Genomic DNA, 22514 nt, shown 5'->3' with positions numbered 1-22514 from the left:
GCGTCAGCGTGCCCAAGGTGCTGCTCGCCGTGCTGGGGCTGGCGCTGTCCGTCGTCCTGCTCTCCACGGCGTTCTTCCGGTGGCACCTTCAAGGCCCGGGGCCCCTGCTCGAGCCGCGCTTCCCCCTGGACGAGTTCCTGAGGGACCTGCCCGGCCACCTGGTGTGGCTGTTGCCCTTCGTGCTGCTCCAGGCCTCCATCATCCCGCTGCGCGCGGTGCAATGGCAGAGCACCTTGCGCAAGCGAGTGCCCTTCCGCGAGCGCTACCACCTGGTCGCCATTGGCGCCTTCGTCCACAACGCGCTGCCGGGGAAGCTGGGCGACATCCTCCGCTCGTTCCTCCTGTCGCGCACCGAGCGCATTCCCTTCCTGCGCTGCCTGGGCACCGTCGGCGTCTGCAAGCTGATGGAGTTCGCCGCGCTGATGTTGCTGGTGACGCTCTCCCTCTTGGGGCCCTTCGGCGCCACGCTCTCCCGCTTCCAGGGGCAGCTCAAGGTGGCGGTGTCCCTGTGCGTGGGATTGGTCGCCCTCGTCGTGCTGCTGGCCCACTGGTCCGCGCCGCTGGCGAACTCGCTGCACCGCCGTCACCGCTTCCCGCGCCTGGAGGGCCTCCTCCATCACGTCAGCGACGGCCTGGGCTCCGCGCGCTCCTTCCGGGGCATGGGCAAGGTGCTCTTCTTCTCGGTGGGCCCCGTCCTGGCGTCCGCGCTCGCCTACGGACTGGCGCTGCACGGCATTGGAATCCAGGGGGGCCTCTTCGCGGGGGCGGTGATGCTGGGGGCCATCTCCCTGGGACAGGCGCTCCCAGGTGTCCCGGCCGGCATGGGCATCTACTACTTCGTGACGAGCTGGGCGGCCCGCAGCCTGGGGGCCTCGCCGGAGGACGCGGCGGCCTTCGCCACGCTCACCCACCTGGGGACGGTGCTCAGTCAGGCGGGAGTGGGGGCCATCTCCGTCTACGTCCGGAAGATTCGAATCAGGGACTTGCGCAAGGGCGGCAGCCTGGCGCGCGAGGCGGCGCACCACGTGGCCCACGAGTCCGTCGAGCCGGCGCCACCGTGAGCGCGCGGGGGCAATCCGAGCCCTGAAAAGCGAAAAGGGGCCCTGGTTTGAAACCAGGACCCCTTCTCAACTTTGTGCCCAGGAGAGGACTCGAACCTCCATGCCCTTGCAGGCGCTAGACCCTGAATCTAGTGTGTCTACCAATTCCACCACCTGGGCAGGTGGTTCCTCGCGGCGCTGCGGCGTTGCTGCGATGGGGCGGACATATAGAAGTCCTGCCCCGCGCCGTCAAGAACTACGTAACAAGCTCACTTCTTCAGCGGCCATTTCCCCTCGGCTTCGAGGGCGCGGCGGATGACGGGGTTCTCATCCATGAACGCGGTGAGGGACTCCTCGGTGATCTCCACCGTGACGTCCTCCTGGCTGACCTCCGTCTGGCAGCTCAACCGCGAGTACGGGCGCACGTCGAACCCCATGTCCAGCCGGTCCGCCTCCGCGTCCGATTGCTCGCTCAGCGAGTCGAGGCCCTTGCGCACCCAGATGTGACAGGTGGAGCAGCCGCAGACACCGCCACAGCTATGGCCCACCTGGGCACCGCCCTGCTCGGCCGCGTCCAGGAGGATGGTCCCCGGGGGCACGTCCACGCTGACCTCGGCCAGGGGGCTCTTGAAAATCACCTTGGGCACGTCAGTAGTCCTCCACCGACTGGCCGGCCACCACCTGGGTGATGGCCTGGTTCATCACCCGCTCGATGAAGGGGCGGCACGTCTCGTCCAGCGCGTGCACGGCCTCCTTCAGCTTCAGGTAGTCGTTGCCCTGGGCCGTCTCGCGCACCTTCGCGAGGGCCGCGTCGATGGCGGCCCGCTCGTCGCCCTGGACCAGCGCGCCGTGCTCGCGCAGCTGCCGGTCCGCCTCGGCCAGAACGCGCTCGGCGTCCACGCGCTGCTCGCGCAGCTGCCGGGCCTGGATGTCGTCCTCGGCGTACTCGATGGAGTCGAGCAGCATCCGCTCGATTTCATCCTCCGTGAGGCCGTGGCTCGGCGTGACGGTGATGGACTGCGCGGCTCCGGTGCTCTGCTCCTTCGCGGAGACGGAGAGGATGCCATCGGCGTCCACCTGGAAGCGCACTTCCACGCGCGCCATGCCCGCCGCCAACGGAGGGATGCCGGAGAGGGTGAAGCGCGCGAGGCTGCGGTTGTCCTCCACCAGCTCGCGCTCGCCCTGCACCACGTGCACGTCCAGGCCGGTCTGCCCGTCCTTGAACGTGGTGAACACCTGCGCCGCCGCCGTGGGGATGGTGGAGTTGCGCTGAATCAACTTCTCGGTGATGCCGCCCATCGTCTCCAACCCGAGCGACAGCGGAATCACGTCCAGCAGCAGCACCTCGTCCTGACGGTCCTCGTTGGTGAGCAGGTCCGCCTGCACCGCCGCGCCCAGCGCCACCACCTGGTCCGGGTCGATGTCGCCCAGGGGCTCGCGGCCGAACATCTCCGCCACGAAGCGCCGCACCGCGGGCACGCGCGTGGAGCCGCCGACGAGGATGACGCCGTCCAGCTCCCCGGCCACCACGCCCGCGTCCTTCAGCGCCCGACGGCACACGAGCCCCGTCTTGTTCACCAGCGGCTGAATCCACGCGTCGAAGTCCGCGCGCTTCACCGTGTGCGACTGGCCACCCACGGTGACGGTCGCCTCGGGCGCGTCGGTGAGGGCCTCCTTCGCCTTGCGCGAGGCAGCCAGCGTCTGGGCCACGAGGGAAGGGGAGGGCTCGGTGATGCCGAGCGCCTGGAAGACCTGTGACGCAATGGCCCGGTCGAAGTCGTCGCCACCCAGCGCGGAGTCGCCGCCGGTGGACTTCACCTCGAACACACCGTCCACCAGCTTGAGGATGGAGATGTCGAAGGTGCCGCCGCCCAAATCGTAGACGGCGAAGGTGCCCTGGCTGCCCTTGTCGAGTCCGTACGCCAGCGCCGCCGCCGTCGGCTCGTTGAGCAGCCGCAGCACCTCCAGCCCGGCGAGCCGTCCCGCGTCCTTGGTGGCCTGGCGCTGGGCGTCGTCGAAGTACGCCGGCACGGTGATGACGGCCTGCTCCACCTTCATGGAGAAGTGGGCCTCCGCGCGGCGCTTCAGCGCACGCAGGATTTCGCCCGAGACTTCAATGGGCGTCACCGGGTTGCCGCCGGCCACGTCGAAGCGCACCACGTTGGCGCCGGGCGCGAACTTGTAGTGCCCCAGCTTGCGCGTCTCCGCGTCGTCGGGGCCGCGCCCCATGAAGCGCTTCACGGAGGAGATGGTGTCGGTGGGGTGCTCGCCAGCCAGGGCGCGCGCGCGCGCGCCGGTGACCACGCCGCCGTCCTTGCCGTAGTGCACGACGGAGGGCAGCAGCAGCGAGTCGCCCTCGTCCACCGGGACGCAGCGGGGCTTGCCCTGCGCCACCGCGGCGACGAGTGAGTGCGTGGTGCCCAGGTCGATGCCCACGGCCTGGCCCTTGGGCTTCAGCGGGTCGTGGATCTGCAGGTAGCCGTTCTTGCTCACGACAGACTTTCCTCCTCGAACGCGTCCACCTGCTCGAGGAAGCGCGTGAAGTAGCGCACCCGCCCCAGCGCGTGCGATGCCTTTCTCACCTGGGCCGGCGCTTCCTCCGCTGGCCCCCCACCTTCCAGGGCCCTGAGGACACCGGCCGCCTCGTCGAGCGCCGCCTTGCTCCGGCCCCGCACCTGGCTGCCCATGGCCTGCACGCGGGCGAGGTCCTTCTTCTCCATGGCCCCGTCGAGCGCCTCGCGCAGCTCCATGACCTCCTCGAGGAACTCCAGGGGCATGTCCTTCTGCGCGCCCGCGTCCTCGCGGTCCAGGTCCACCCCGTGCAACTTCAGGAGGTAGAAGGCGCGGCGCACCGGGTCCTTCAGCGTCTTGAAGGCCTCGTTGAGGGCAGTCGTCCCCTCCAGGGCCTTGAGGCGCTCGCGCGCGTCGGCCTGGGCCACGCGGTCCGGGTGCAGCTGGAGCGAAAGCTCGCGGTACTGCTTCTCCAGCGCGGGCACGTCCACGTCATAGGCGCGCGGCAGCCCGAAGACGTCGAAGTGGGTCCTCACTCGGTGTGCTCCATGGGGGTGTGGGGCGGACAAACGAAAGGGGCCCGGCGGCTGGCCGGACCCCGCGTGACGGTGTCCCTTCCGGAAGGGAAGGGACGGGGACTGTCCCCACTCAGACGGAGAAGCTCTCTCCGCAGCCGCAAGCGGCCTTGATGTTGGGGTTGTTCAGCTTGAAGCCGGAGGCCATGAGCGTCTGCTCGAACACCAGCTCCGTGCCAATGAGGTACAGGTAGCTCTTCGGGTCCACGAAGACGCGCACGCCGTCCCGCTCGAAAATCTTGTCGCGCTCGCGGGACTTCTCGGACCACTCCATGGAGTACTGGAGGCCCGAGCACCCGCCGCCCTTCACGGCCAACCGCAGGCCCGCCTCGGGCGTCTGCCGCTGCTCCAGCAGCTCCTTCAGCCGGGCCACGGCGCTGTCCGCCACGACGATGCCCTTGGGAGCGGGCTTGGCCACGGGCGCGGGGCCAGGCACCGGGCTCTGCGTCGTCTGCTGGGTCGCCTGTTCGCTCATGGTTTCGCCTCCTGGAGTCGTGAAGTTCGCCGTACCAACAGCCCTTAGGATGCCTGGGCCTTGCGCGCGGCGCGCTTCTTCTTGAAGTCCTCGATGGCCGCCTTGATGGCGTCCTCGGCGAGGACCGAGCAGTGGATCTTCACCGGCGGCAGCGACAGCTCCCGGGCCACGTCCTTGTTGGAGATGGTCATCGCCTGATCCACCGTCTTGCCCTTCACCCACTCGGTGACGAGCGACGAGGAGGCGATGGCGGACCCGCAACCGAACGTCTTGAAGCGCGCGTCCTCGATGAGCCCGTCGTCGGAAATCTTCAGCTGCAGGCGCATCACATCGCCGCACGCCGGAGCCCCCACGAGGCCCGTGCCCACGTTCGGGTCTTCCTTGTCCATCGTCCCGACGTTGCGGGGGTTCTCGTAGTGGTCGATGACCTTGTCGCTGTAAGCCATGCCAACTCCTTCAACGGATGCTTCTCACCAAAGGTTCCGGGGAGCAATGCCCACCGGTCGAGGGGCCATGCGCCCCGCTGATTGCCTGGAAAGACGCGCTAATGCGCCGTCCACTCGATGCTCTTGAGGTCGATGCCTTCCTTGGCCATCTCGTAGAGGGGGCTCATGTCGCGCAGCTTGCGGACCTTGTCCACGACCAGGTTGACGACGAAGTCGACCTCCTCCTCGGTGGTGAAGCGGCCCAGGCCGAAGCGGATGGAGCTGTGCGCCAGCTCCTCGTCCACGCCCAGCGCGCGCAGCACGTAGGAGGGCTCCAGCGAGGCGGACGTGCACGCGGAGCCTGACGACACCGCGACGTCCTTGATGCCCATCATCAGGGACTCGCCCTCGGCGTGGGCGAAGGAGATGTTGAGGTTGCCCGGCAGCCGGTGCTCCAGCGAGCCGTTGAGCACCGTCATGTCCAGTGCGTCGGTGAGCCCCTTCCGGAGCTTCTCGCGCAGGCGGAGGATGCGGGCGGCCTCGTCGGCCAGCTCCTCGCGGGCAAGCTGCGCCGCGTGGCCGAAGCCGACGATGGCCGCGACGTTCAGCGTGCCGGAGCGCATGCCGCGCTCATGGCCGCCACCGTCGATGATGGGGGCGATGCGCACGCGCGGCTTGCGGCGCACGTACAGCGCGCCGATGCCCTTGGGGCCGTACATCTTGTGCGAGGTGATGGAGGCCAGGTCCACCTTCATCGACTCCACGTCGAACGGCACCTTGCCGATGCCCTGCACCGCGTCGCAGTGGAAGAGGATGCCCTTCCTGCGGCACAGCGCGCCAATCTCCGCGACGGGCTGCACCACGCCAATCTCGTTGTTGGCGAACATGATGGAGACGAGCACCGTCTTCGGCGTCATCGCCTCCTCGAGCTTCTCCATGCTCACCCGGCCGTCCTGCTCCACGTCCAGGTACGTCACGCGCGCGCCACCGGTGGGCATCTCCGCCCACTTCTTGTAGGTCGCGTCGTTCTCCAGGTCGTGCTTCGCGGCCAGCTCCGCCACTTCCTCGGGCGACACGTCGCGCTCGGCCAGCTGCCCCAGGCGCAGGAGCTTCAGCTCGTCCAGCCGCTCCTGGCGCACGCGCTCCAGGCGCTTGCAGGTGTCCAGGATGGCCTTGTGCTCGGTCTTCAGGGTGATGATGTGGTCACCCTTCGACTTGTAGTACTCGATGACGCCCTTGATCGCGAGGTTGTCGGACTCGGTGGCGCCGGAGGTGAAGACAATCTCCTGGTCCGTCGCGCCGATGAGCTCGGCCACCTGCTGGCGGGCCTTCTTCACGGCGGCTTCCGCCTTCCAGCCGAACACGTGGTTGCGGCTGGACGCGTTGCCGAAGTCCTCGCGCAGGTACGGGAGCATCACTTCCAGCACACGCGGGTCCAGCGGCGTGGTGGCGTGGTTGTCCATGTAGATCGGCAGCTTCAGCATCGCTTCCCACACCTTCCTGAAGGGGCTTACGACTGCCCCCGCACCCCGGCGCCACCCAAGGGGCGCGCTGCGGCGGGCATACACCGTCACACATGAATGTGGACCGGACTGGTCAATTATAAAATCGGGTGCCCTCGGGTCAAGCGAACATAAGGCGGACGAGAGACCTGTTGGGACTGGCCGGATGGAGGGGATGTCGGCGGTGGAACGGCTGGGCCAGGGTGGATCAGTCCCAGGTGCGCCGTCCTGGAGCGGGGTGCTCCGAAATGGCGCGGTACCCTGGCTACTGTCGCCTGTAAGCGTCTGATTTCCCGTGGGGTCCGCGCTGGCTGGGGGGCTGCAACCTGGGTGGTCCATCAGGAGGCAGGCATGAGCGCGAACGCGAAGCAGACGGCCCGGTCGAGGGAGCAGGCGGAGTCCACGGAAGCCGGTCGGACGCAGCTGGTCCGGGTGGAGGGAGGCTCCGGGGGGATGGAGCGCAACCGGTACTCGGACGGCTGGCGCGCGGGGAAGCCGGCGGAGGACCCGGAGAAGGTGAAGCGCTGGGGCCTCATCACCGCGCGGCCCAGCGAGTTCCTCGTCCACATGCGTCGAGGCCTCGTGCGCGAGGTTAGCGGTCAGGGGGCGAGCTGCTTCAAGCTGCCGGGTGACTCGGTGGCGATTGTGCCCACCAGCATCCAGCGGCTCCAGTTCACCGCGGACCAGGTGACGAGCGAGAAGGTGGGCGTGCAGGTGACGGGCCTCGCGGTGTACCGAATCGCCGACCCGTTGGTGGCCTTCCGCATGCTCAACTTCTCCTTCCCGGAGCGGGCGCAGGAGAAGCTGGCGGAGCTCTTGCGGGAGATGTTCGTCGGCGCGGCGCGGCGCCTCGTCGCCAACCTCTCCATCGAGGAGTGCCTGTCGCGGCGCAAGGAGGGCATCGCCGCGGAGTTGATGCGCGAAATCGGGCCCGTGCTCGCGGGCCGGGGTCGGCTGGAAGACTCGGTGGACGCGGGCTGGGGCGTGCTGCTGGACACGATTGAAATCCAGGACGTGCGCGTCCTGTCGTCCACCGTCTTCGAGAACATGCAGGCGCGCTTCCGTCGCGAGCAGGAGCGGCAGGCGCGCGAAGCGGAGCTGGCCAAGGAGCGCTTCGTCCACCGCGAGGAGACGGAGGCCGAGCGGCAATTGAACCTCCAGCGCCTGGAGGCCGAGGACGAGGTCCGCCAGCGCAAGCAGACGGCGGACGAACAATCCCAGCTGGAGACGCTGTCGGTGGCCGCGCGCGTGGCCGAGGCGAAGCTGGCCCAGGAGCGCACGCTGAAGCAGGAGCAGGTCACCGTGGAGCGCGAGGTGGCGCTCACCAAGCTGGCCGCCGAGCAGGAGGTCCGACAGAAGAAGCAGGTCTCCGACGAGCAGGCCAAACTGGAGACGCTCAACGCCGAGGCGCGACTGGCGGAGGCGAAGATTGTCTCCGAGCGGGCGCTCGCGACGAGCCGCGCGCAGGTGGACATGGAGAAGCTGGCGCGCGAGCAGGAAACCGAGGTGGCGCGCGCGCGCATCGCCCTGGAAACGCTCAAGCGCGAGCAGGACGCGGACGTGGGCCGCGCGAAGCTGGAGCTGGAGAAGCAGAAGCTGGCGCAGGAGGCCGAGGCCGCGCAGGCGAAGTTCGAGCTGGTGCGCCTGCAACGGGAGCAGGAAGCGGAGCACGCCCGCGCGCAGATGGAGCTGGAGCGCCTGCGCCGTGAGGAGGAGCAGGAGAACGCCCGCGCGCAGATGGAGCTGGAGCGGCTGCGCCGCGAACAGGAGCAGACGGCGGCGAGGCACGAGGGACAGCTGGCCGAGCAGCTCCAGGAAGTGGAGAAGCTCAAGGCCCAGCTCCAGGTGGTGCAGTCCCGGCGCTCCATCGCCGAGGCGGAGGTCGCCATCGCCGAACTGGAGGTGCGCCGGGAGAACGCGCGCCAGGGGCTGGAGCTGTCGCGAGCCCGTGCGCTGCGCGACATCGAGAACACCATCAGTCCGGAGGTCATCCAGATGACGCTCGCGCAGCAGCTCCCGCTGGTGGCGGCGGCCTTCCAGCAGAAAATGGGCGAGGTTCACGTCACGGCGGTGGATGGAGCGAATCCCTTTGGTTACATCGCCGCCGCGGTGGAGGGCGTCATGGGGCTGGCGCGCTCCGCGGGCTTGAAGGTGCCCGCTTCCTCGCTTGCCCCCACGGCGCAGTAGCCCGCTGACCGGGGCCTGCGTATACAAGGCAGGCCCTTTCGGGAAGACGGAGTGAAGCGCGCATGAATGCCAAGAAGCTGGGATTGATGGCCGTGCTGGCCGGCGTGGCGGTGGCCGTGGTGCCGTGGCTGCTGCCCACCGGGCCGAGCACGGAGCTCGACGCGGCGCGTTTCCTCGAATCCGGCAGCCTCTTCGTGGGCGCGGCCGTCGTCTTCGGCGGCGGTCTGCTCACCGCGCTGACGCCCTGCGTCTACCCGCTCATCCCGATTACGGTGTCCGTCTTCGGCGCCCGCAAGGCGGACAGCCGGGGCAAGGCGCTGCTGCTCACCACGTCCTACATCGTCGGCATGGGGGTGGTGTTCAGCGCGCTGGGCATCCTCGCGGCGAAGACGGGGCAGGCGTTCGGTTCGATGCTGGGGCACCCGGCGGTGGTGACGGGGCTGGCGGTGTTCCTGCTGCTGCTCGCCTCGTCCATGTTCGGCGCGTTCGAGCTGGCGCTGCCGTCGAGCCTCCAGACGCGGCTGAACTCGGTGGGCGGCGCGGGCGTGGCGGGCGCGTTCCTGATGGGCAGCGTGTCCGGGTTCCTGGCGGCGCCGTGCACGGGGCCGGTGCTGACGGGCCTGCTGGCCTTCGTGGCGAAGACGGCGAACACGACGCTGGGCGCTTCGTTGCTGTTCATCTACGCGCTGGGCATCGGCGTGCCGTTCTTCGTCCTCGGCGTGTCCACGGTGCGGCTGCCCAAGAGCGGCGTGTGGATGGAGTGGGTGAAGAGCGTGCTGGGCATCGTCCTCGTCGCGCTGGCCTTCAGCTACCTGAAGGACGCGTCGCCCTGGGCGCGCGGCGTGGTGAAGATGCTGGGCGCGGAGCTGGGCCGGGTGCCGGGCGCGGCCGTGGCGGCCGGGCTGGCGGTGGTGGGCGTGCTGGTGGGCGCGGTGCACCGCTCCTTCAAGGAGGGCGCGCGGGAGTTCTCGTTCAAGGCGTTCGGCGTGGCGCTGGTGGTGGTGGCGCTGGTGATTCGCGGTGGCGCGCTGGATGCGGGCCCGGTGGGCGAGCTGTGGGTGCGCCTGGGTGTGGCCGAGCCGCCGCGCGCGCCGTCCTGGCAGTGGCACCACGTGATGCCCGCCAAGCACGCGACGTTCTCCGCGGATGCGTTCGAGAAGGTGCTGGCCCAGGCGAAGACGGACGGGCGCCCGGTGCTCATCGACTTCTTCGCGGACTGGTGCGCGGCCTGCAAGGAACTGGACCGCGAGACGTACCCGGCGGCCGAGGTCATCTCGCAGTCGTCCGAGGGGCAGTTCCTCACCATCAAGATTGACGCGACGAACAGCGAGGACGCGCTCGACGCGTTGATGGAGCGCTTCGGGGTGGAGGGTCTGCCGACGGTGGCCTTCGTGGCCCAGGACGGCAAGGTGCTTACGCGTCCGCGCATCACCGGCTTCCTGGAGCCCACGCCCTTCGCCGCGGAGATGCGCAAGGCGCGCTGCACCGACGGCGCGTCCTGCTGAGCCGCGTTCAGTCCCCGTCGTCCTCGTCACACGAGGCGCCGGGCCTGCGTCCCCGGCTCGCGAGCACGCGGTCGATCATCAGCTCATGCAGCGCGTAGAGGGGCCTCGCCACGTCCTCGCCTTCCAGGTGCGCGAAGGCACCGGCGATGGCCTCCAGCGTGGACATGCCATCCGGATGGGGCGGTCTGCGCAGCCTGCGTGAGTCGGGTGGCGGCGGAGGCAGCATCAGGCTCGGCAGCCGGCGCAGCTCCGGCACCCGCTGCACCATGCGCTTCGCCTGACCCCAGCTCCCATCCAGGACGATGAGTCGCTTCGGAAGCGCGGCATCCGGCGCGGGCGCCTGCTGCGTCGTGGGGAACAAGAGCCACGTGGCGCCGTCGTCCTCGAGCGTCGACACATCGAAGCGCTCGCTCGGCGAGCCATACGAGACGATGCGACAGCGAGGCATCGCGAGCGCGGCCATGCGGGCCGTGTTCGTCGACTTCAGCGTCTCCTTGTGGTGACGGATGATGAGCAGCTCGGTGCGCGTGGAGATGACGGGCAGCTCGGCGCACAGGCACAACACGGTGGGCAGAAAACAGCGCGGACAGCGACCCGCGAGGTCCTCCGGAGTTCGAGACCTCATTTCCCCTGACGGTATCGCTCCATCAGCACGCGCGCCTCACGAAGCTTCTCCTCGACGTAGCGGTCATCCGCGTCCGGCTCGTAGTCGGCGTCCGGCACGTCGAGCTGGAAGATGGCGGACAGGAGGATGGGCGCCACCTCCAGCCACTCGGCCGTGCGGTTGAGCGCCGCCTGCCTCCGGCCCGCGAAGGTCTCCGGCCCGTCCTCCGGCCCGCAGCGGCAGATTCGCGCCGAGTCACCGGATACGTCCACGTAGAGCCCCAGCACCTCCGCGTCGACCTCGGCGGCGAGCGCGCACGTCGCCTCGCTCACGTACGCGGCCATGGCCTGGGCCGCGGAGCGCTCGGTGAGCGAGCGCACCAGGTACACCTGCCAACCGGCCTCGGAGAGCGCGCCCGACTCCTGGATGGGCGTCAGCTCCGCGGGGGGCGCCTGGATGCGTGACAGCAATCGCCGCACGGGTGCCTCCAGCCGCTCCAGTCGCGCGTTGGACGCGGGACAGAAGAAGAGGACGCGATACTCACGGCTGTCTGCTGCGGTTTCCATGGGCATACGGCGTCGCCAGGCGCTGCACTGCAAGCAAGAGCTTCGTTCACCCAAGAGGACCAAAGGATTCCCCGACCTTGCAAGTGGGGAGTTCGGCGGAGGGTTCAAGGCGCGGCGGACGGGAGGGGCACGCCTGACGCGGCGCCCCTTCGCTCGGAGGCGACCCAGACCCCCGCCGCCAACACCAGCAGTCCGCCCGCCACCCCCACCGGGCTGAGGGCCTCCGCGAAGACGGCCCAGCCCACCAGGGAGGCCGTGAGCGGCTCCAGATAGGTCAGGGCCCCGGCCGCCGCCGTGGGTACATGGCGCAGTCCGGCATTGAAGAGGCACGTCCCCAGCAGGCCACACACCGCGCCCCCGGCGAGCACCTGGAGCGTGGCCCCATCCAGCGCCGGGGGCAAGGCGTCCACCCCGGCGATGAGCAACAACACCCCCGCGGACACCGGCGCATGGAGCGACGCGACCGCCACGGGAGAATATGCCCGTGTCGCCGCTTTCGTCCCCAGGACGATGGCCGCGTAGAACAGGGCGCTCCCGGCGCCCAGCGCCGCCGTCATGCCCGCGCCGCCCGTCCCATCCGGCCGGCCGATGAGCAGCACCAGCCCCAGCAGCGTCACGGGCGCGGCGACCAGGGCCCGGAAGGAGCGCCGCTCGCCCAGCACCCAGGGGGCCGCGAGCGCCAGCAGCAGGGGGGCCAGATAGTGCGTGAGCACGGCCACCGAGACGGGGCCGCGCTTCATGGCGGCGAAGAAGAGGCTGATGTTGGCCGCGTCCGCCAGGCCGACGACGAGCAGGGCCGCGGTGGCTCGCTTGTCGCGCCAGGGGGCGCCGCGCAGCAGGAAGGGCACCGGCAGCGACATGGCGATGAGGGCCAGGAGCGCGTTCTGGGCCCAGGACAGGCCCGCGGGCCGGAGGAAGAGGGACCAACACCCCCAGAGGGTGGCCCCGGCCGCGACCATGGCGAAGTGCCGCACTGCTCATGACTCCTGGTGACGCCGAATCGCCCGGAGGCGCCGACGGGGCGCGCAGCCTAGGAACATCTGCCACACTCCGTCCATGGGGCCCTTGTTCGCCTACAGCCTCGTGCCCGTCCTCTCGGTGTCGCTCCTCTTGTGTTTCACCGCCGCGCTGCGCGGACGTGACGCCCGGGGCTTGACGCTGTACTGCCTGGCCACGGCCTTCTGGAGCGGCTCGTTGCTCTTGATGTGCGTGCCCCAGGGCGCGTGGCTGGGGTCGCGCTTCGCCGCCAGCGGTGCCTTCACCGCCGCAGCGTACCTCCACGTCGCGTACGACGTCACCCGGCAGCGCTCCTACCGGCAGGTGGTGCTGGCCTACTTCGTGGCGGCGGTCGTCACCATCGTGGGCGCGCTCTTTCCGGATGCGCTGTACGGGCCGCTCGCGATGAAGCGGGGGCCGTTGTTCTGGCCCGTCATCGGGCTGTCGGTCTCCGCGGCCGTGGTGCCGCTGCTGCATCTGGCCCGCTCGTATCCGCGCGAGACGCCGGAGCGACGGCCGCTGTTGCGCAGCCTGGGCATCGTCGGCGCGCTGGCGTACTCGGGCGGGCTGGGCACGGCGCTGCTCCTGTCGGGTGGCTACGCGTTGCCCTTCGGGTTGTACGGGGTGCTGGCCTCGCTGCTGGTGCTGGTGCACGTGGTCAACGCGCATCAGCCTCCCGGGGAGCGAAGGCTCCTGGAGCGCAGCCTCGTCTACTCGGCGATGGCGGCGGTGCTGTCGGCGGGCTTCCTCTTCGGCGTGTTGACGCTGATGGCGGGCAGCGGGCAACCCTTCCTGCGCGAGTACCGGGTGGGCGCCTTCTTCCTGCTGGCGCTGGCGGCGCTCGCCTTCGAGCCCCTGCGGCAGGGGCTCCAGGAATGGCTGGGGCGCCGGTTCCTGAAGGGTCGGGCCACCGGCACCGAACTGGTGGCGGCCCTGGCCGAGCAGGAGACCCGCGCGGACCAGGCGGCGCGGCTGGCGGAGCTGGGCCAGTTCACCTCCGCCGTGGCCCACGAGGTGCGAAACCCGCTGGGCGTGCTCGCCGCGCACCTGAAGCTCCTGGAGCGCCAGGGCGTGGATGCGGACTCGGTCGCCGCCATGCGTGAGCAGATCTCCCGCGCCGGGCACTTCGTGGACGAGCTGCTGCGATATGGCCGGCCCCGGCCGCTGGAGCTGCGCCGGGTGGACATCCAGGCCACCGTGGAGCTGGCGTATTCCACCGCGAGACAGGGATTGGGAACGCTGACGCCGGACGTGGCCTTCGAACTCGCGGACAGCGGCCCACTTGAGCTGGAAGCCGACCAATCCCAGCTCTCGCAAGTGTTTGTGATTGTCCTGGAGAATGCCTTGCTCGCGCTGCGCGAGACTCCCGCGCCACGCCTTCGTGTGCGCTGCGAGCGTTCCGAGGCGACCCTCCAGGTCATCGTCGAGGACAGTGGCCAAGGCATCCCTCCGGAGCTGCTCCCCCGGCTGTTCCAGCCCTTCGTCACGGGACGTCGCCGTGAGGGACCTCGCCCGGGGACGGGCCTGGGGCTGGCCATCGCCCGGGGAATCCTGGAGCGTCACGGAGGCGCGGTGCGGGCTGGACGCTCCGAGTCCCTGGGCGGCGCGAGCTTCGTCGTGACGCTCCCTTTGACGCAGCCCGTGCCCCTGGCCGCTGCCGCCTCCTGACGTCATACTGTCTTCACGTAGACACTTTCTCCACAGGGCTTTCGGATGTCGCTCGAATGCCGTGTCTGTGAGGAAAAGAGCGTGTCGGCAATAAAGCAGACCTGACGCGTTCTCTGTTGAAAGGGAAGGAGGGGGCCATGAGAGCACGGCCGAGATTGAGGGTGGTGGAGCCTCCGTCTGGAGAACCCAGGGCGGACTTCGAGGTCTTCGCTCGCCAATTCCAACCCGCGCTGTTTGCCATTCTTAGAAAGTATTGCGTGGGCATCGAACACGAGGTCGAAGACCTGGTGCACGATGTGTTGTTGCGTGCGCTGCTCCAGTGGGAGCACCTACAGCATTGGGAGTCGTACAAGCAGCGCTTCTGGCTGGGGCGGGTGGCGGAGAACTGCTTCCTGGACCGGTGTCGGCGCCGCAAGAGCGAGGCGGACCGGCTGCGCAACCTGCTCGAGCTCCACGAGGAAGCGGAGCACATCGACGAGGCCGCGCAGGACGAACTGTGGTGTCACGTCGGTGAAGAGGACGTGAAGTGGGCGCTGACCTTCCTCAGCCCCAAGCTGCGATTGACCTTCGAGCAGTACCTCCAAGGGATGTCCTATGCGCGCATCGCTCGAGAGACAGGCGTACCGCAGGGGACGGTGGGCGCGCGCCTGCATCACGCTCGACTGGAGCTTCGAGAACTGCTGCGTGAGACGGCCGAGCGTCGACGCCGGGAGCGGGGACGATGACGGTCGACTGCAAGGACCTGCCTCGGTTCCTCGACGGCCAGATGAACGCGGCGGAGCAGGGCGGGTTTCGTCAGCACCTGGGCATGTGCGCGCTTTGCGAGGCTCGCTTCCGGGAGAGCCTGCAACTGGAGTTGCTGGCGCATCGGGCCTTTCCCTCGCATGCGCCTTCATCCGCGAAGCGGCCTCCTTCCACCGGGCGTTGGTTCGGTGAGAGCGGGTCTGGCTTCAAGGTCCTCGTCGCGTGTCTCGCGGTGTTGTTGTTCTTCCCGAGCGCCGGCCACTGGGGCGGCGAAGACCTGTCCTGGCTCGTCAAGGACGGCCCGCGCACGCTGGAGGCGCGGGTGACGTATCGCGCGGTGGATGCGCGCTACCAGCCCTATGTCCCGGACCGGAGCGGGGCCTGGTCACGTCCCGCCGTGCCCTCGCTGCCGCTGCAGGAGCTGTCGAGGATGGAGGCGCGGGGAGACCTGCACGGCATCGCCACCGCGTACCTGCTTCATGGCGCGCCCCGACAGGCCCTGGCCTTCCTGAAGCGGCTGCCTCCCTCGGTGGACAGGGACTGTGACCTGGCGCTCCTGGCGCTGGAGCAGGCGCGACAGGGCGGGCCGCTGGACACGCGTCACGCGCATCTGGAAGAGGCGCTGGAGCTGCTGGCGGGTGTGCTGCGCGTCTCACCGAGACATCCCCAGGCCCTGTGGAACAGGGCGCTGACGCTGGCGGAGCTGGGGCTGACGCTCCAGGCAGCGGACTCGTTCGGAGAGGTCGCGAAGTTGGGAGAGGTGGGCTGGAGCGAGGAGGCCTCGGCCCGGGAACGGGCCCTGCGCGAGTCCACGCTCTGGCGCGGTCGAGCCTGGAAGGACGCCTTCGCCGCGACGCGGGACTTGCTGACGGATGCGTCCGCGCCGCTGCCCCTGGTGGCGGTGAGGGACCATCCGGGCATCCTCCGACTGGCCTTCTACGACGCGGTGCGAGCGGCACCCCGGCGACAGGATGTGCTGCGGTTGCTTCCACTGGCCCGGGCACTGGACGAGCGCTATGGCGGAGCCGTCCTAAAGACGTGGCTGTCTCGCGTGGCGGAGCGGGACTTCACACGAAGGGGGCCTCTGGCGCGGAGGTACGCCCAACTCGTGCTGGGCGCGCTGTCGCCTTCCGGGGCGGTGATGGAGGAGCTGCGCCGCTCGGGAGAGGATGACCTCTATCTGGGCGCGCTCGTGCTCGCGGGCTCCGCGCGACAGCCGGTGGACTCGGAAGCGCTGGTGCGACTGGCGCAGGCGTCCGAGGACCCGTGGATGCGGGTGCTCGGCGAACTGGAGCTGGCTCGCGCGGACCAGCGGGACGGTCGCTGGTGGAACGCCGAGCAACGGCTGCTGGAGGCGCTGGACACCTGCCAGAAGCAGGGCCTGGTGTATCGCTGCCTGGGTCTGGAGCATGCGCTCACGGAGCTGTACCTGGACCTGCACCGCCCCGCGGACGCCTTCCTGCATGCGTGGAACGGCTGGGGCCGCGCCCAGGAGTCTCGCGAGTGGAGGTACGAGCAGTTGTTCCTCCAGGAGCTGGCGGACGTGGCGCGCTATCAACATTCCTTCACCAGCGCCCGCGCCTATCTGGAGGAATCGCTGGTCCGCATGCCGGAGGACTGCGCCCAGCGCACGCACGTGCACAGCAACGTGGCCTTGCTCGAGTGGCAGCGCTTCCGTCCGGACGCGGCGCGTGAGTCGCTGGAGCGGGCGCTGGAATGTGAGCGACCTCTGGGGATGACAGGCGCGCGGGTGTTGTCGGAGATGGCCCGCTCGAATCCCAGGCCCCATGACGAACATTGGTTGCGCCGGGCCCTGGCGGACCTGCGGCGGGAGGGAGGCTCGCCCGGGCGCGAGGCGTTGCTGCTCGTCTTCGAGGGTCAGTTCGCGCTGGAGCAGTCGCGAGACGCGGGCCAGGCGTTGCTCTGGAGGGGCGTGTCGATGGCGGAGCACACGCCGGACAGCGTCGATGCGCGCAAGGCGCTCGCCTTCGGCTACTCGGCCCTGCTCTCCGAGGCGGGGCGCGCCGGTGCCTGGAACGAGGCCCTCGCGTTGATGGGCCGCGAGCTGCGCGTCGAGTCCGTCCCCGCGAGTTGCCTGCTGGTGGTGTCGCTTCAGCACGAGCGCACCCTGGTCCTCGCGCGCGGGCCTCAGGGCGAGCTGAAGGGCGCGTATTCCTCCGACCGTCGGGAGCCGCTGCGCGACGATGCCTCCGGACTGGTTCCCGCCGAACTCGTGAAGGAGCTGACGGGCTGCGAGCACGTGGAGGTGCTCACCCGGCCGCCCGTGCATGGTCTCACCGGTCTGTTGCCGGACTCGCTGGCGTGGAGCTATCGCGTGGGGCGAGGCGCGCGGAGCCCGCCCGCGCAAGGAGGACAGTCCAGTCACCTGGTCGTCACCGAGGTGGCGAGCCCTCCCACCCTGCGGCTGCCGAAGCTGGGGGCGCTGACGCCGCCGCGCGTACCGGACCCGTGGCGCGTGGAGCTTCGGGGCGCGGAGGCCACGCCGTCACGGGTGCTGCGGGAGATGGAAGACGCGTCCGAGGTCGAAATCCACACCCATGGGTTGTTCAGCGCCTCCCTGTCCGACGCGTCGATGGTGGTGCTCGCGCCGGACCCGGATGGACGCTATGCGCTGACCGCCGACAAGGTCCGTCAGACAAAGCTGAAGCATGCTCCGCTGGTGCTGCTGGCCACGTGTGGCGCGGCGAAGACGGCGCCGTTTCCGCATGAGTCCTTCAGCCTGCCCGTGGCCTTCATCTCTGCGGGCGCGAGCGCCGTGCTGGCGGCCTCCGTGGAGATTCCCGACACCGCGGGCGGCTTCTTCGAGAAGGTGCGCGAGCGCATCCGCGCGGGGGCTCGTCCGTCCGTGGCGCTGCGGGACTTGCGCGCGCTGTGGTTGCGCGAACACCCCGATGACGCGCGGTGGCTGTCCCATGTCCTCCTCTTCGAGTGAGCGCTTCGCGAGAGCGCTCCTTGTCGAGGGATGTGACGTGAGGGGTTTCCGACAACAAGCAGGACGTCGTGCGTTCTATGGCATGAGGGCCGCCAGCGCCCCGCATCCAGCGGGGGAGCGGAAGGCGGACCCCAGGAGCCGTGCGACATGACGAACTGCTTGAGCGACGCGAAGCCGACGGAGGAAGCGCCCGCGCTGCAAGGGCCCGCGGTGAGTGGGACCGCTCCGGAGCAGGAGCCGAAGGTGGACGGGGATGTCCACGGAGACGAGTCCGACACTCCTCCGGCGACCGCCCGTCCCGACGTGAGGGACCCTCCGCCCACCGGTCCTCCGGGCTGAGTGGGACGAGCGCGGCGGCCGGAACGCTTCGCGGATGTCTCCCGTTCGTGGGGCGTCCAAGCAAGTGGTGGGGCGGAGCAGACGCGGTGTCCTTCCGGTGGCGGGTCGACTCCGCCCTGGGGGCTGCACCGATGTCCGGGAGCTGGCGGAAACCGGCGTGGTTGCGTCGGTTTCCAGACGGCGACCCAAGGATTCCGGGTGGCTGCGTTTCGAGTGGGCGTGGAAGGAGGGCGAGGGGTCGATGAAGGACCATCGCAATGCCTCGGTGAAGCGATTCACCGTGGCCTACAGTGCCGCCGTGGCACACGAAGGTTTCGAGGAGTTCGCTCAGCGCGTCAGGCCCATGCTCGTGGCCCTGGCGAGGCGTCTGTGCGGCCAGGGTGGCATCGACCCGGAGGATCTGGCGCAGGAAGCGCTTGTCCGGGCGCTTGTCCACCATGCCACCTTGTCCTCGCAGCCAGAGCCCGTGTACCGGGCGTGGCTGTGCAGGGCGCTCACCAATCACTTCCTGGACCAGTGCCGCAGGAGGCGGACGGAGCTGCTGGAGCAGGAGCGCCGGGATATCCGCCTGGTGCGCGAGGACGTGGAGTCTCCCGACGCGAGAACGGGCGAGCTGTGGGAGCGCATCACCGACGCGGACCTGGTCCAGGCCATTTCCCGGCTGCCCAATCCGCGCGTGCGTGAGGCGTTCGAGCTGCACGCCACGGGACTGCGCTACCGGGCCATCGCCCATCGCATGGGCGTGCCCGAGGGCACCGTGGGCAGCTGGCTGTTCCAGGCGCGCAAGGAGCTGCGCGAGCTGCTGATGCCGCTGACGGATGGTGGGGGGATGGCATGAGCCCTCCGTGTCATCGGTTGTATCTGTTCCTGGATGGCGAATTGCCCCCGGTGGACGAGGAGAACTTCCGCCACCACCTGGCTCGCTGCGGAATGTGCGCGTCCGGGCTGCACGAGGCGATGCAACTGGAGCTGCTTGGCTTCCAGGCACTCCACCCGGAGGGGCTGCCCCTCGAGGAGGAGGCGGAAGAAGCGCCGCGCTTCGAGACGTCCCCGGCGTGGCCCGCGCCGCCCTGGCCGAAGCCCGCGTGGCACCAGCGGCTGCGCTCGGTGTTGCCCGCGCGGAGGGGCCCGGTGGGCTGGTGGGCCGCGGGAGCGGTGGCGCTGGCCGCGGGGCTCCTGGTGTTGGTGCTGGCCGTGCCTCGCGCGAGGGACACGTCGCCCGAGGTGTGGGTGGCCCATGCGACGCAGCGCGCGCTGGAGGCGCGGGTCTCCTATTCACGGGCGGACGGGTATCGCCCCTACGTGCCGATGCGCGCCGGGCCCGAGGCTCCCGTGGTGACGGCGCCCCTGCCGCTGCGCGAGCTGGCGGAGCTGGAGGACCGGGGCGACCTGCATGGCATCGCCGCCGCTTACCTCGTGCGCAGGGACGTGCGGCAGGCGGCGGACTTCCTGCGACGGACGCCCGCGTCGTTGGACCGCGACAGCGACCTGGCGGTCATCGCGCTGGAGCAGGGGCGGCGAGAGGACGCGCTGGAGCAGTTGGAGACCGTGCTGCGAAAGTCGCCGGACCATCCACAGGCGCTGTGGAACCGGGCGTTGGTGCTGCGGGAGCTGGGGCTGACGCTCCAGGCCGCGGAGGCCTTCGACGCGGTGGTGAAGCTGGGGGAGGCCGGGTGGAGCGAGGAAGCCCGGGTGCGCTCCCAGGCGCTGCGCAGCGAGACGTTGCTGCGCTCGCGGGACTTCCAAGACGCAAGGGCGGCGGCGCGGAGCCTGGCGACGCTGGACGGTGCGCGTCTTCCGCTGGGCGAGGCCCGTCGCTTCCCGGGTGTGGTGCGGCTGTCCTTCTACGACGCGGTGCGAGCCGCGCCGACGCGCGAGGCGGCTCTGCGGCTGCTGCCGCTCGCGGAGGTGCTGGACGAGGTGCAGGGCGGCTCCACGCTGCGCGACACCGTGCACGCCGTCGCGCGCGCGGACTTCCAGCGTCGGGGCCCACTGGCTCGCGACTATGTGCGGCTGTTGCGTGGCGAGCACCCCTCGCCGGACGCGTATCTGGAGACGCTGCGGCGCTCCGGAGAGGATGACCTGTATCTGGGCGCGCTCGTGGAGCTGGATGTGGTGGCGCGCCACCTGGAGGACTTCGAGCGCATCGCTCGGGCCGGAGGCGACCCCTGGTTGGTGCTGCTGGCCGAGCGCGAACTGTCCGTGAGGGAGGAGCACGCGGGCGAGCCGTGGAAGGCGGAGCAGCGGCTTCGCGCGGCGCTGGCGGCGTGTTCAGGGCGAGGACTGGCGTACCGTTGCGCGACGCTGCGACGACGACTGGCGGACCTCTTCGTCCGGCTGCACCGGCCCGCCGACGCACTGGAGGAAGCGCGTGACGGTTGGAGGCTGACGCGCGAGCTGGGGGAGTGGAACCTGGAGCAGCAGTTCCTCCAGGAGATGGCGCAGATCTCCCGCCTTCGCCACAGCGCGGCCAGCGCACGGGCCTTCCTGCGCGAGTCCCTATCTCGCAGTCCGGACGACTGCGAGCAGCGCACGTACGTGCATCGCAACCTCGCCAGCGTGGCCTGGTCCGACTTCCGTCCGGACGAGGCCCGCGAGGAGCTGGAGCAGGCCACTCGCTGCGGAAGTCCCCTGGGCATGTCGGGCGCGTGGGTGCTGTCGAACCTGGCCCGCCACGGCGCGGAGGTCCGCGACGAGGACCTGCTGCGGCGCACGCTCGGCGAGCTGCGGCGCGGCTCGCGCACGGAGGGGGAGCTGGCGGCGCTGACCTTCCTCGAAGGCCAGTTCAAGCTGGAGCGTGAGCGCGCGGCGGGGCGGGAGTTGCTGCATGGCGCCATCGACGCGGCGGAGTCGCTCCCGAAGGATGTGGATGCTCGCAAGACCCGCGTCCTGGCGTACGGCGTGCTGGTGAGCGACGCGGGCCGCTCGGGTGTCCAGGAGCAGGTGCTGGAGCTGATGGGTCGGGCGCTGAGGGTGTCAGTCCCGGAGCGCTGCGTGCTCGCTGTGTCCGTGGACCATGAGCGCACGGTGACCACCGTGCGTGATGCACGGGGCGCGCTGGTGGGCGTCTATGACGACCGGCGCTCGTCGCCCCTGCACGGGACGGCGGAGGGGCTGGTGCCTCCGCGTCTGGTGGCGGCGCTCCGAGGCTGCGAGCATGTGGATGTCCTTGCCTTGCCACCCGTGCATGGCCTGCCGGGGTTGCTGCCCGCGGACCTGGCGTGGAGCTACCGCGTGGGGCGCACCGGGCCTGTTCCGGAGTCACGGGGCCAGGGCGGGCGCCATCTGGTCGTCACGGGCGTGGACGCACCGCAGGCGCTCGGGCTGGAGAAGCTCTTGCCCCTGGAGGCGCCGCGCGTGCCGGACCCGCTGCGCGTGGAGTTGCGCGGCGCGGCAGCCACTCCGTCGCGCGTGCTTCGCGAGATGGCCGAGGCGCGCGAGATTGAAATCCACACGCACGGCCTCTTCAGCTCGGCGCTGTCGGACTCCTCGCTGCTGGTGCTCGCGCCGGACGAGGATGGGCGGTACGTGCTCTCGGCGGACCAGGTGCGGGAGCAGCCGCTCGTCGGCGCGCCTTTGGTGTTGCTCGCGGCGTGTGGGGCTGCTCGCGCAGCGCCGTTCCTTCACGAGACGGTGAGCCTGCCGGTGGCCTTCATCGACGCGGGGGCGCGCACGGTCCTCGCCTCCACCGGTGACATTCCCGATACGGCGGGGCGCTTCTTCGAGTCGGTTCGCGAGCGCATCCGCGCGGGAGCCCCGGCCTCCCTGGCCCTGCGCGACGAGCGCCTGGCGTGGATGGCCCGCGAGCCGGCCGCGACGTGGCCCGCCCAGGTCCTCCTGTTCGAGTGACGTGTCGACACGTCATCAAGGATTCCGACCCGCTGCGTTCTGGAGGTGACGCCCCGCCGACCTGGCGGCGCGTCGCGTCTTGAAACACTGAACAAGGGGGGGATTCTCACATGCTGAACTCGGACTCGAGGAAGACCAACTCGGACCTCGTCGCCCAGGAGTTTCCGGATCCACCGCCGGAGAAGGATCGGGGCCTGCGCGCGCCGACCGGGGAGGAGGCGACGCCTGTTTTCTCCGCCAGACTCTCGTTGCCCCCGCCTCCTCCGGCGGACGAGCCGGCCGCCAACGACGAGCGCTGAAACACGTAACAGCCGTTTCATGACTCTCCTGAATTACCGGAGAGTTGCTTGTTTTTCGGGGCGTTTCCGGGGGGAGGCGCCCCGATTTTTTTTGAACAAGGACGCTCAAGGAAAAAGGCTCGGAACGTATTTCAGAAGGAAGAGGGCGGCGACGGGGGAGTACGGCTGCTTCGACTGCATCGCGACAGGGGGGAGTGATGTTCCGAGGTGACGCGCGGGGCCATGGTGACACCCATGGGATGTGGGCACCGGAGGATGGGCTGTCTCTTATACACA

The 22514-nt window shown here is 69.8% G+C and carries 19 protein-coding genes and 1 tRNA gene; 10 read left to right on the top strand and 10 right to left on the bottom strand.

The genetic code is table 11. The features are described 5' to 3' along the window. Positions 1-17: 17 nt before the first annotated feature. Positions 18-1061, top strand: coding sequence for a lysylphosphatidylglycerol synthase transmembrane domain-containing protein (locus FJV41_RS20605; protein WP_141644238.1), 1044 nt, complete (start codon positions 18-20; stop codon positions 1059-1061). Positions 1062-1136: 75 nt separating this feature from the next. Here the strand turns inward: FJV41_RS20605 and FJV41_RS20600 are convergent. The 7 genes from FJV41_RS20600 to FJV41_RS20570 form a co-directional block, all read right to left on the bottom strand. Then, a tRNA-Leu gene (locus tag FJV41_RS20600) sits at positions 1137-1220 on the bottom strand. 89 nt (positions 1221-1309) lie between these two features. Continuing rightward, positions 1310-1687, bottom strand: a complete 378-nt coding sequence (locus tag FJV41_RS20595; RefSeq protein ID WP_141644225.1) for a 2Fe-2S iron-sulfur cluster-binding protein — start codon at positions 1685-1687, stop codon at positions 1310-1312. Position 1688: 1 nt separating this feature from the next. Next, entirely contained in the window at positions 1689-3533 is a 1845-nt protein-coding gene (gene hscA, locus FJV41_RS20590; protein ID WP_141644224.1) for a Fe-S protein assembly chaperone HscA, read from the bottom strand. Further along, a complete protein-coding gene (hscB, locus tag FJV41_RS20585; protein WP_141644223.1) occupies positions 3530-4087 on the bottom strand; it encodes a Fe-S protein assembly co-chaperone HscB in 558 nt (185 codons plus the stop codon). The genes hscA and hscB overlap by 4 nt, the downstream gene beginning before the upstream one ends. Before the next feature lie 112 nt (positions 4088-4199). Continuing rightward, a complete protein-coding gene (locus tag FJV41_RS20580; RefSeq protein ID WP_141644222.1) occupies positions 4200-4601 on the bottom strand; it encodes a HesB/IscA family protein in 402 nt (133 codons plus the stop codon). Positions 4602-4645: 44 nt separating this feature from the next. Beyond that, on the bottom strand, positions 4646-5047 hold the full coding sequence (gene iscU / locus FJV41_RS20575) for a Fe-S cluster assembly scaffold IscU (RefSeq protein ID WP_141644221.1): 402 nt from the start codon (positions 5045-5047) through the stop codon (positions 4646-4648). Positions 5048-5145: 98 nt separating this feature from the next. Then, positions 5146-6507, bottom strand: a complete 1362-nt coding sequence (locus FJV41_RS20570) for an IscS subfamily cysteine desulfurase (protein WP_246137316.1) — start codon at positions 6505-6507, stop codon at positions 5146-5148. 372 nt (positions 6508-6879) lie between these two features. On the opposite strand from FJV41_RS20570, the gene FJV41_RS20565 reads away from it, so the two are divergent. After that, on the top strand, positions 6880-8715 hold the full coding sequence (locus FJV41_RS20565; protein ID WP_141644219.1) for an SPFH domain-containing protein: 1836 nt from the start codon (positions 6880-6882) through the stop codon (positions 8713-8715). A gap of 62 nt (positions 8716-8777) precedes the next feature. Further along, positions 8778-10220: a protein-disulfide reductase DsbD family protein gene (locus FJV41_RS20560; protein WP_141644218.1), complete on the top strand. Its 1443-nt coding sequence runs from the start codon at positions 8778-8780 to the stop codon at positions 10218-10220. Positions 10221-10227: 7 nt separating this feature from the next. Here FJV41_RS20560 and FJV41_RS20555 read toward each other — a convergent pair whose 3' ends face one another. From FJV41_RS20555 to FJV41_RS20545, 3 genes are all read right to left on the bottom strand, one after another. Further along, positions 10228-10845, bottom strand: a complete 618-nt coding sequence (locus FJV41_RS20555; protein ID WP_141644217.1) for a tRNA-uridine aminocarboxypropyltransferase — start codon at positions 10843-10845, stop codon at positions 10228-10230. Continuing rightward, entirely contained in the window at positions 10842-11390 is a 549-nt protein-coding gene (locus tag FJV41_RS20550) for a hypothetical protein (protein ID WP_141644216.1), read from the bottom strand. The genes FJV41_RS20555 and FJV41_RS20550 overlap by 4 nt, the downstream gene beginning before the upstream one ends. 104 nt (positions 11391-11494) lie before the next feature. Next, positions 11495-12364 (bottom strand): DMT family transporter, encoded by an 870-nt coding sequence (locus FJV41_RS20545; protein ID WP_141644215.1) that lies wholly within the window; start codon positions 12362-12364, stop codon positions 11495-11497. Between the two features lie 82 nt (positions 12365-12446). Here FJV41_RS20545 and FJV41_RS20540 point away from each other — a divergent pair, with 82 nt between their 5' ends. From FJV41_RS20540 to FJV41_RS20510, 7 genes are all read left to right on the top strand, one after another. Continuing rightward, a complete protein-coding gene (locus FJV41_RS20540; protein ID WP_141644214.1) occupies positions 12447-14054 on the top strand; it encodes a sensor histidine kinase in 1608 nt (535 codons plus the stop codon). 137 nt (positions 14055-14191) lie between these two features. Continuing rightward, the gene (locus FJV41_RS20535) at positions 14192-14779 is read left to right on the top strand and encodes an RNA polymerase sigma factor (protein WP_141644213.1); all 588 of its coding nucleotides are present in this window, start codon (positions 14192-14194) and stop codon (positions 14777-14779) included. Continuing rightward, the gene (locus FJV41_RS20530; RefSeq protein WP_141644212.1) at positions 14776-17751 is read left to right on the top strand and encodes a CHAT domain-containing protein; all 2976 of its coding nucleotides are present in this window, start codon (positions 14776-14778) and stop codon (positions 17749-17751) included. The genes FJV41_RS20535 and FJV41_RS20530 overlap by 4 nt, the downstream gene beginning before the upstream one ends. 147 nt (positions 17752-17898) lie before the next feature. Then, on the top strand, positions 17899-18090 hold the full coding sequence (locus tag FJV41_RS20525) for a hypothetical protein (protein ID WP_141644211.1): 192 nt from the start codon (positions 17899-17901) through the stop codon (positions 18088-18090). 241 nt (positions 18091-18331) lie between these two features. Next, entirely contained in the window at positions 18332-18928 is a 597-nt protein-coding gene (locus FJV41_RS20520) for an RNA polymerase sigma factor (RefSeq protein ID WP_141644210.1), read from the top strand. After that, on the top strand, positions 18925-21939 hold the full coding sequence (locus FJV41_RS20515) for a CHAT domain-containing protein (protein ID WP_141644209.1): 3015 nt from the start codon (positions 18925-18927) through the stop codon (positions 21937-21939). Before FJV41_RS20520 ends, FJV41_RS20515 begins: the two co-directional genes overlap by 4 nt. Positions 21940-22049: 110 nt before the next feature. Further along, complete coding sequence (locus tag FJV41_RS20510) at positions 22050-22238, top strand: hypothetical protein (protein ID WP_141644208.1); 189 nt, start codon at positions 22050-22052, stop codon at positions 22236-22238. Positions 22239-22514 lie beyond the last annotated feature (276 nt).

Origin of the sequence: Myxococcus llanfairpwllgwyngyllgogerychwyrndrobwllllantysiliogogogochensis, assembly GCF_006636215.1 — a bacterium.
GTDB classification, from domain to species: domain Bacteria; phylum Myxococcota; class Myxococcia; order Myxococcales; family Myxococcaceae; genus Myxococcus; species Myxococcus llanfairpwllgwyngyllgogerychwyrndrobwllllantysiliogogogochensis.
Note: the sequence above shows the minus strand (reverse complement) of the source record. Positions and strands in the feature narration are given on the sequence as shown.

What these genes read in the sequence shown, in the direction of transcription:
- FJV41_RS20580 (WP_141644222.1), bottom strand. Translation starts at nt 4,601, where the DNA reads ATGAGCGAACAGGCGACCCAGCAGACGACGCAGAGCCCGGTGCCTGGC.
- iscU (WP_141644221.1), bottom strand. Translation starts at nt 5,047, where the DNA reads ATGGCTTACAGCGACAAGGTCATCGACCACTACGAGAACCCCCGCAAC.
- FJV41_RS20565 (WP_141644219.1), top strand. Translation starts at nt 6,880, where the DNA reads ATGAGCGCGAACGCGAAGCAGACGGCCCGGTCGAGGGAGCAGGCGGAG.
- FJV41_RS20560 (WP_141644218.1), top strand. Translation starts at nt 8,778, where the DNA reads ATGAATGCCAAGAAGCTGGGATTGATGGCCGTGCTGGCCGGCGTGGCG.
- FJV41_RS20555 (WP_141644217.1), bottom strand. Translation starts at nt 10,845, where the DNA reads ATGAGGTCTCGAACTCCGGAGGACCTCGCGGGTCGCTGTCCGCGCTGT.
- FJV41_RS20550 (WP_141644216.1), bottom strand. Translation starts at nt 11,390, where the DNA reads ATGGAAACCGCAGCAGACAGCCGTGAGTATCGCGTCCTCTTCTTCTGT.
- FJV41_RS20540 (WP_141644214.1), top strand. Translation starts at nt 12,447, where the DNA reads ATGGGGCCCTTGTTCGCCTACAGCCTCGTGCCCGTCCTCTCGGTGTCG.
- FJV41_RS20535 (WP_141644213.1), top strand. Translation starts at nt 14,192, where the DNA reads ATGAGAGCACGGCCGAGATTGAGGGTGGTGGAGCCTCCGTCTGGAGAA.
- FJV41_RS20530 (WP_141644212.1), top strand. Translation starts at nt 14,776, where the DNA reads ATGACGGTCGACTGCAAGGACCTGCCTCGGTTCCTCGACGGCCAGATG.
- FJV41_RS20525 (WP_141644211.1), top strand. Translation starts at nt 17,899, where the DNA reads ATGACGAACTGCTTGAGCGACGCGAAGCCGACGGAGGAAGCGCCCGCG.
- FJV41_RS20520 (WP_141644210.1), top strand. Translation starts at nt 18,332, where the DNA reads ATGAAGGACCATCGCAATGCCTCGGTGAAGCGATTCACCGTGGCCTAC.
- FJV41_RS20515 (WP_141644209.1), top strand. Translation starts at nt 18,925, where the DNA reads ATGAGCCCTCCGTGTCATCGGTTGTATCTGTTCCTGGATGGCGAATTG.
- FJV41_RS20510 (WP_141644208.1), top strand. Translation starts at nt 22,050, where the DNA reads ATGCTGAACTCGGACTCGAGGAAGACCAACTCGGACCTCGTCGCCCAG.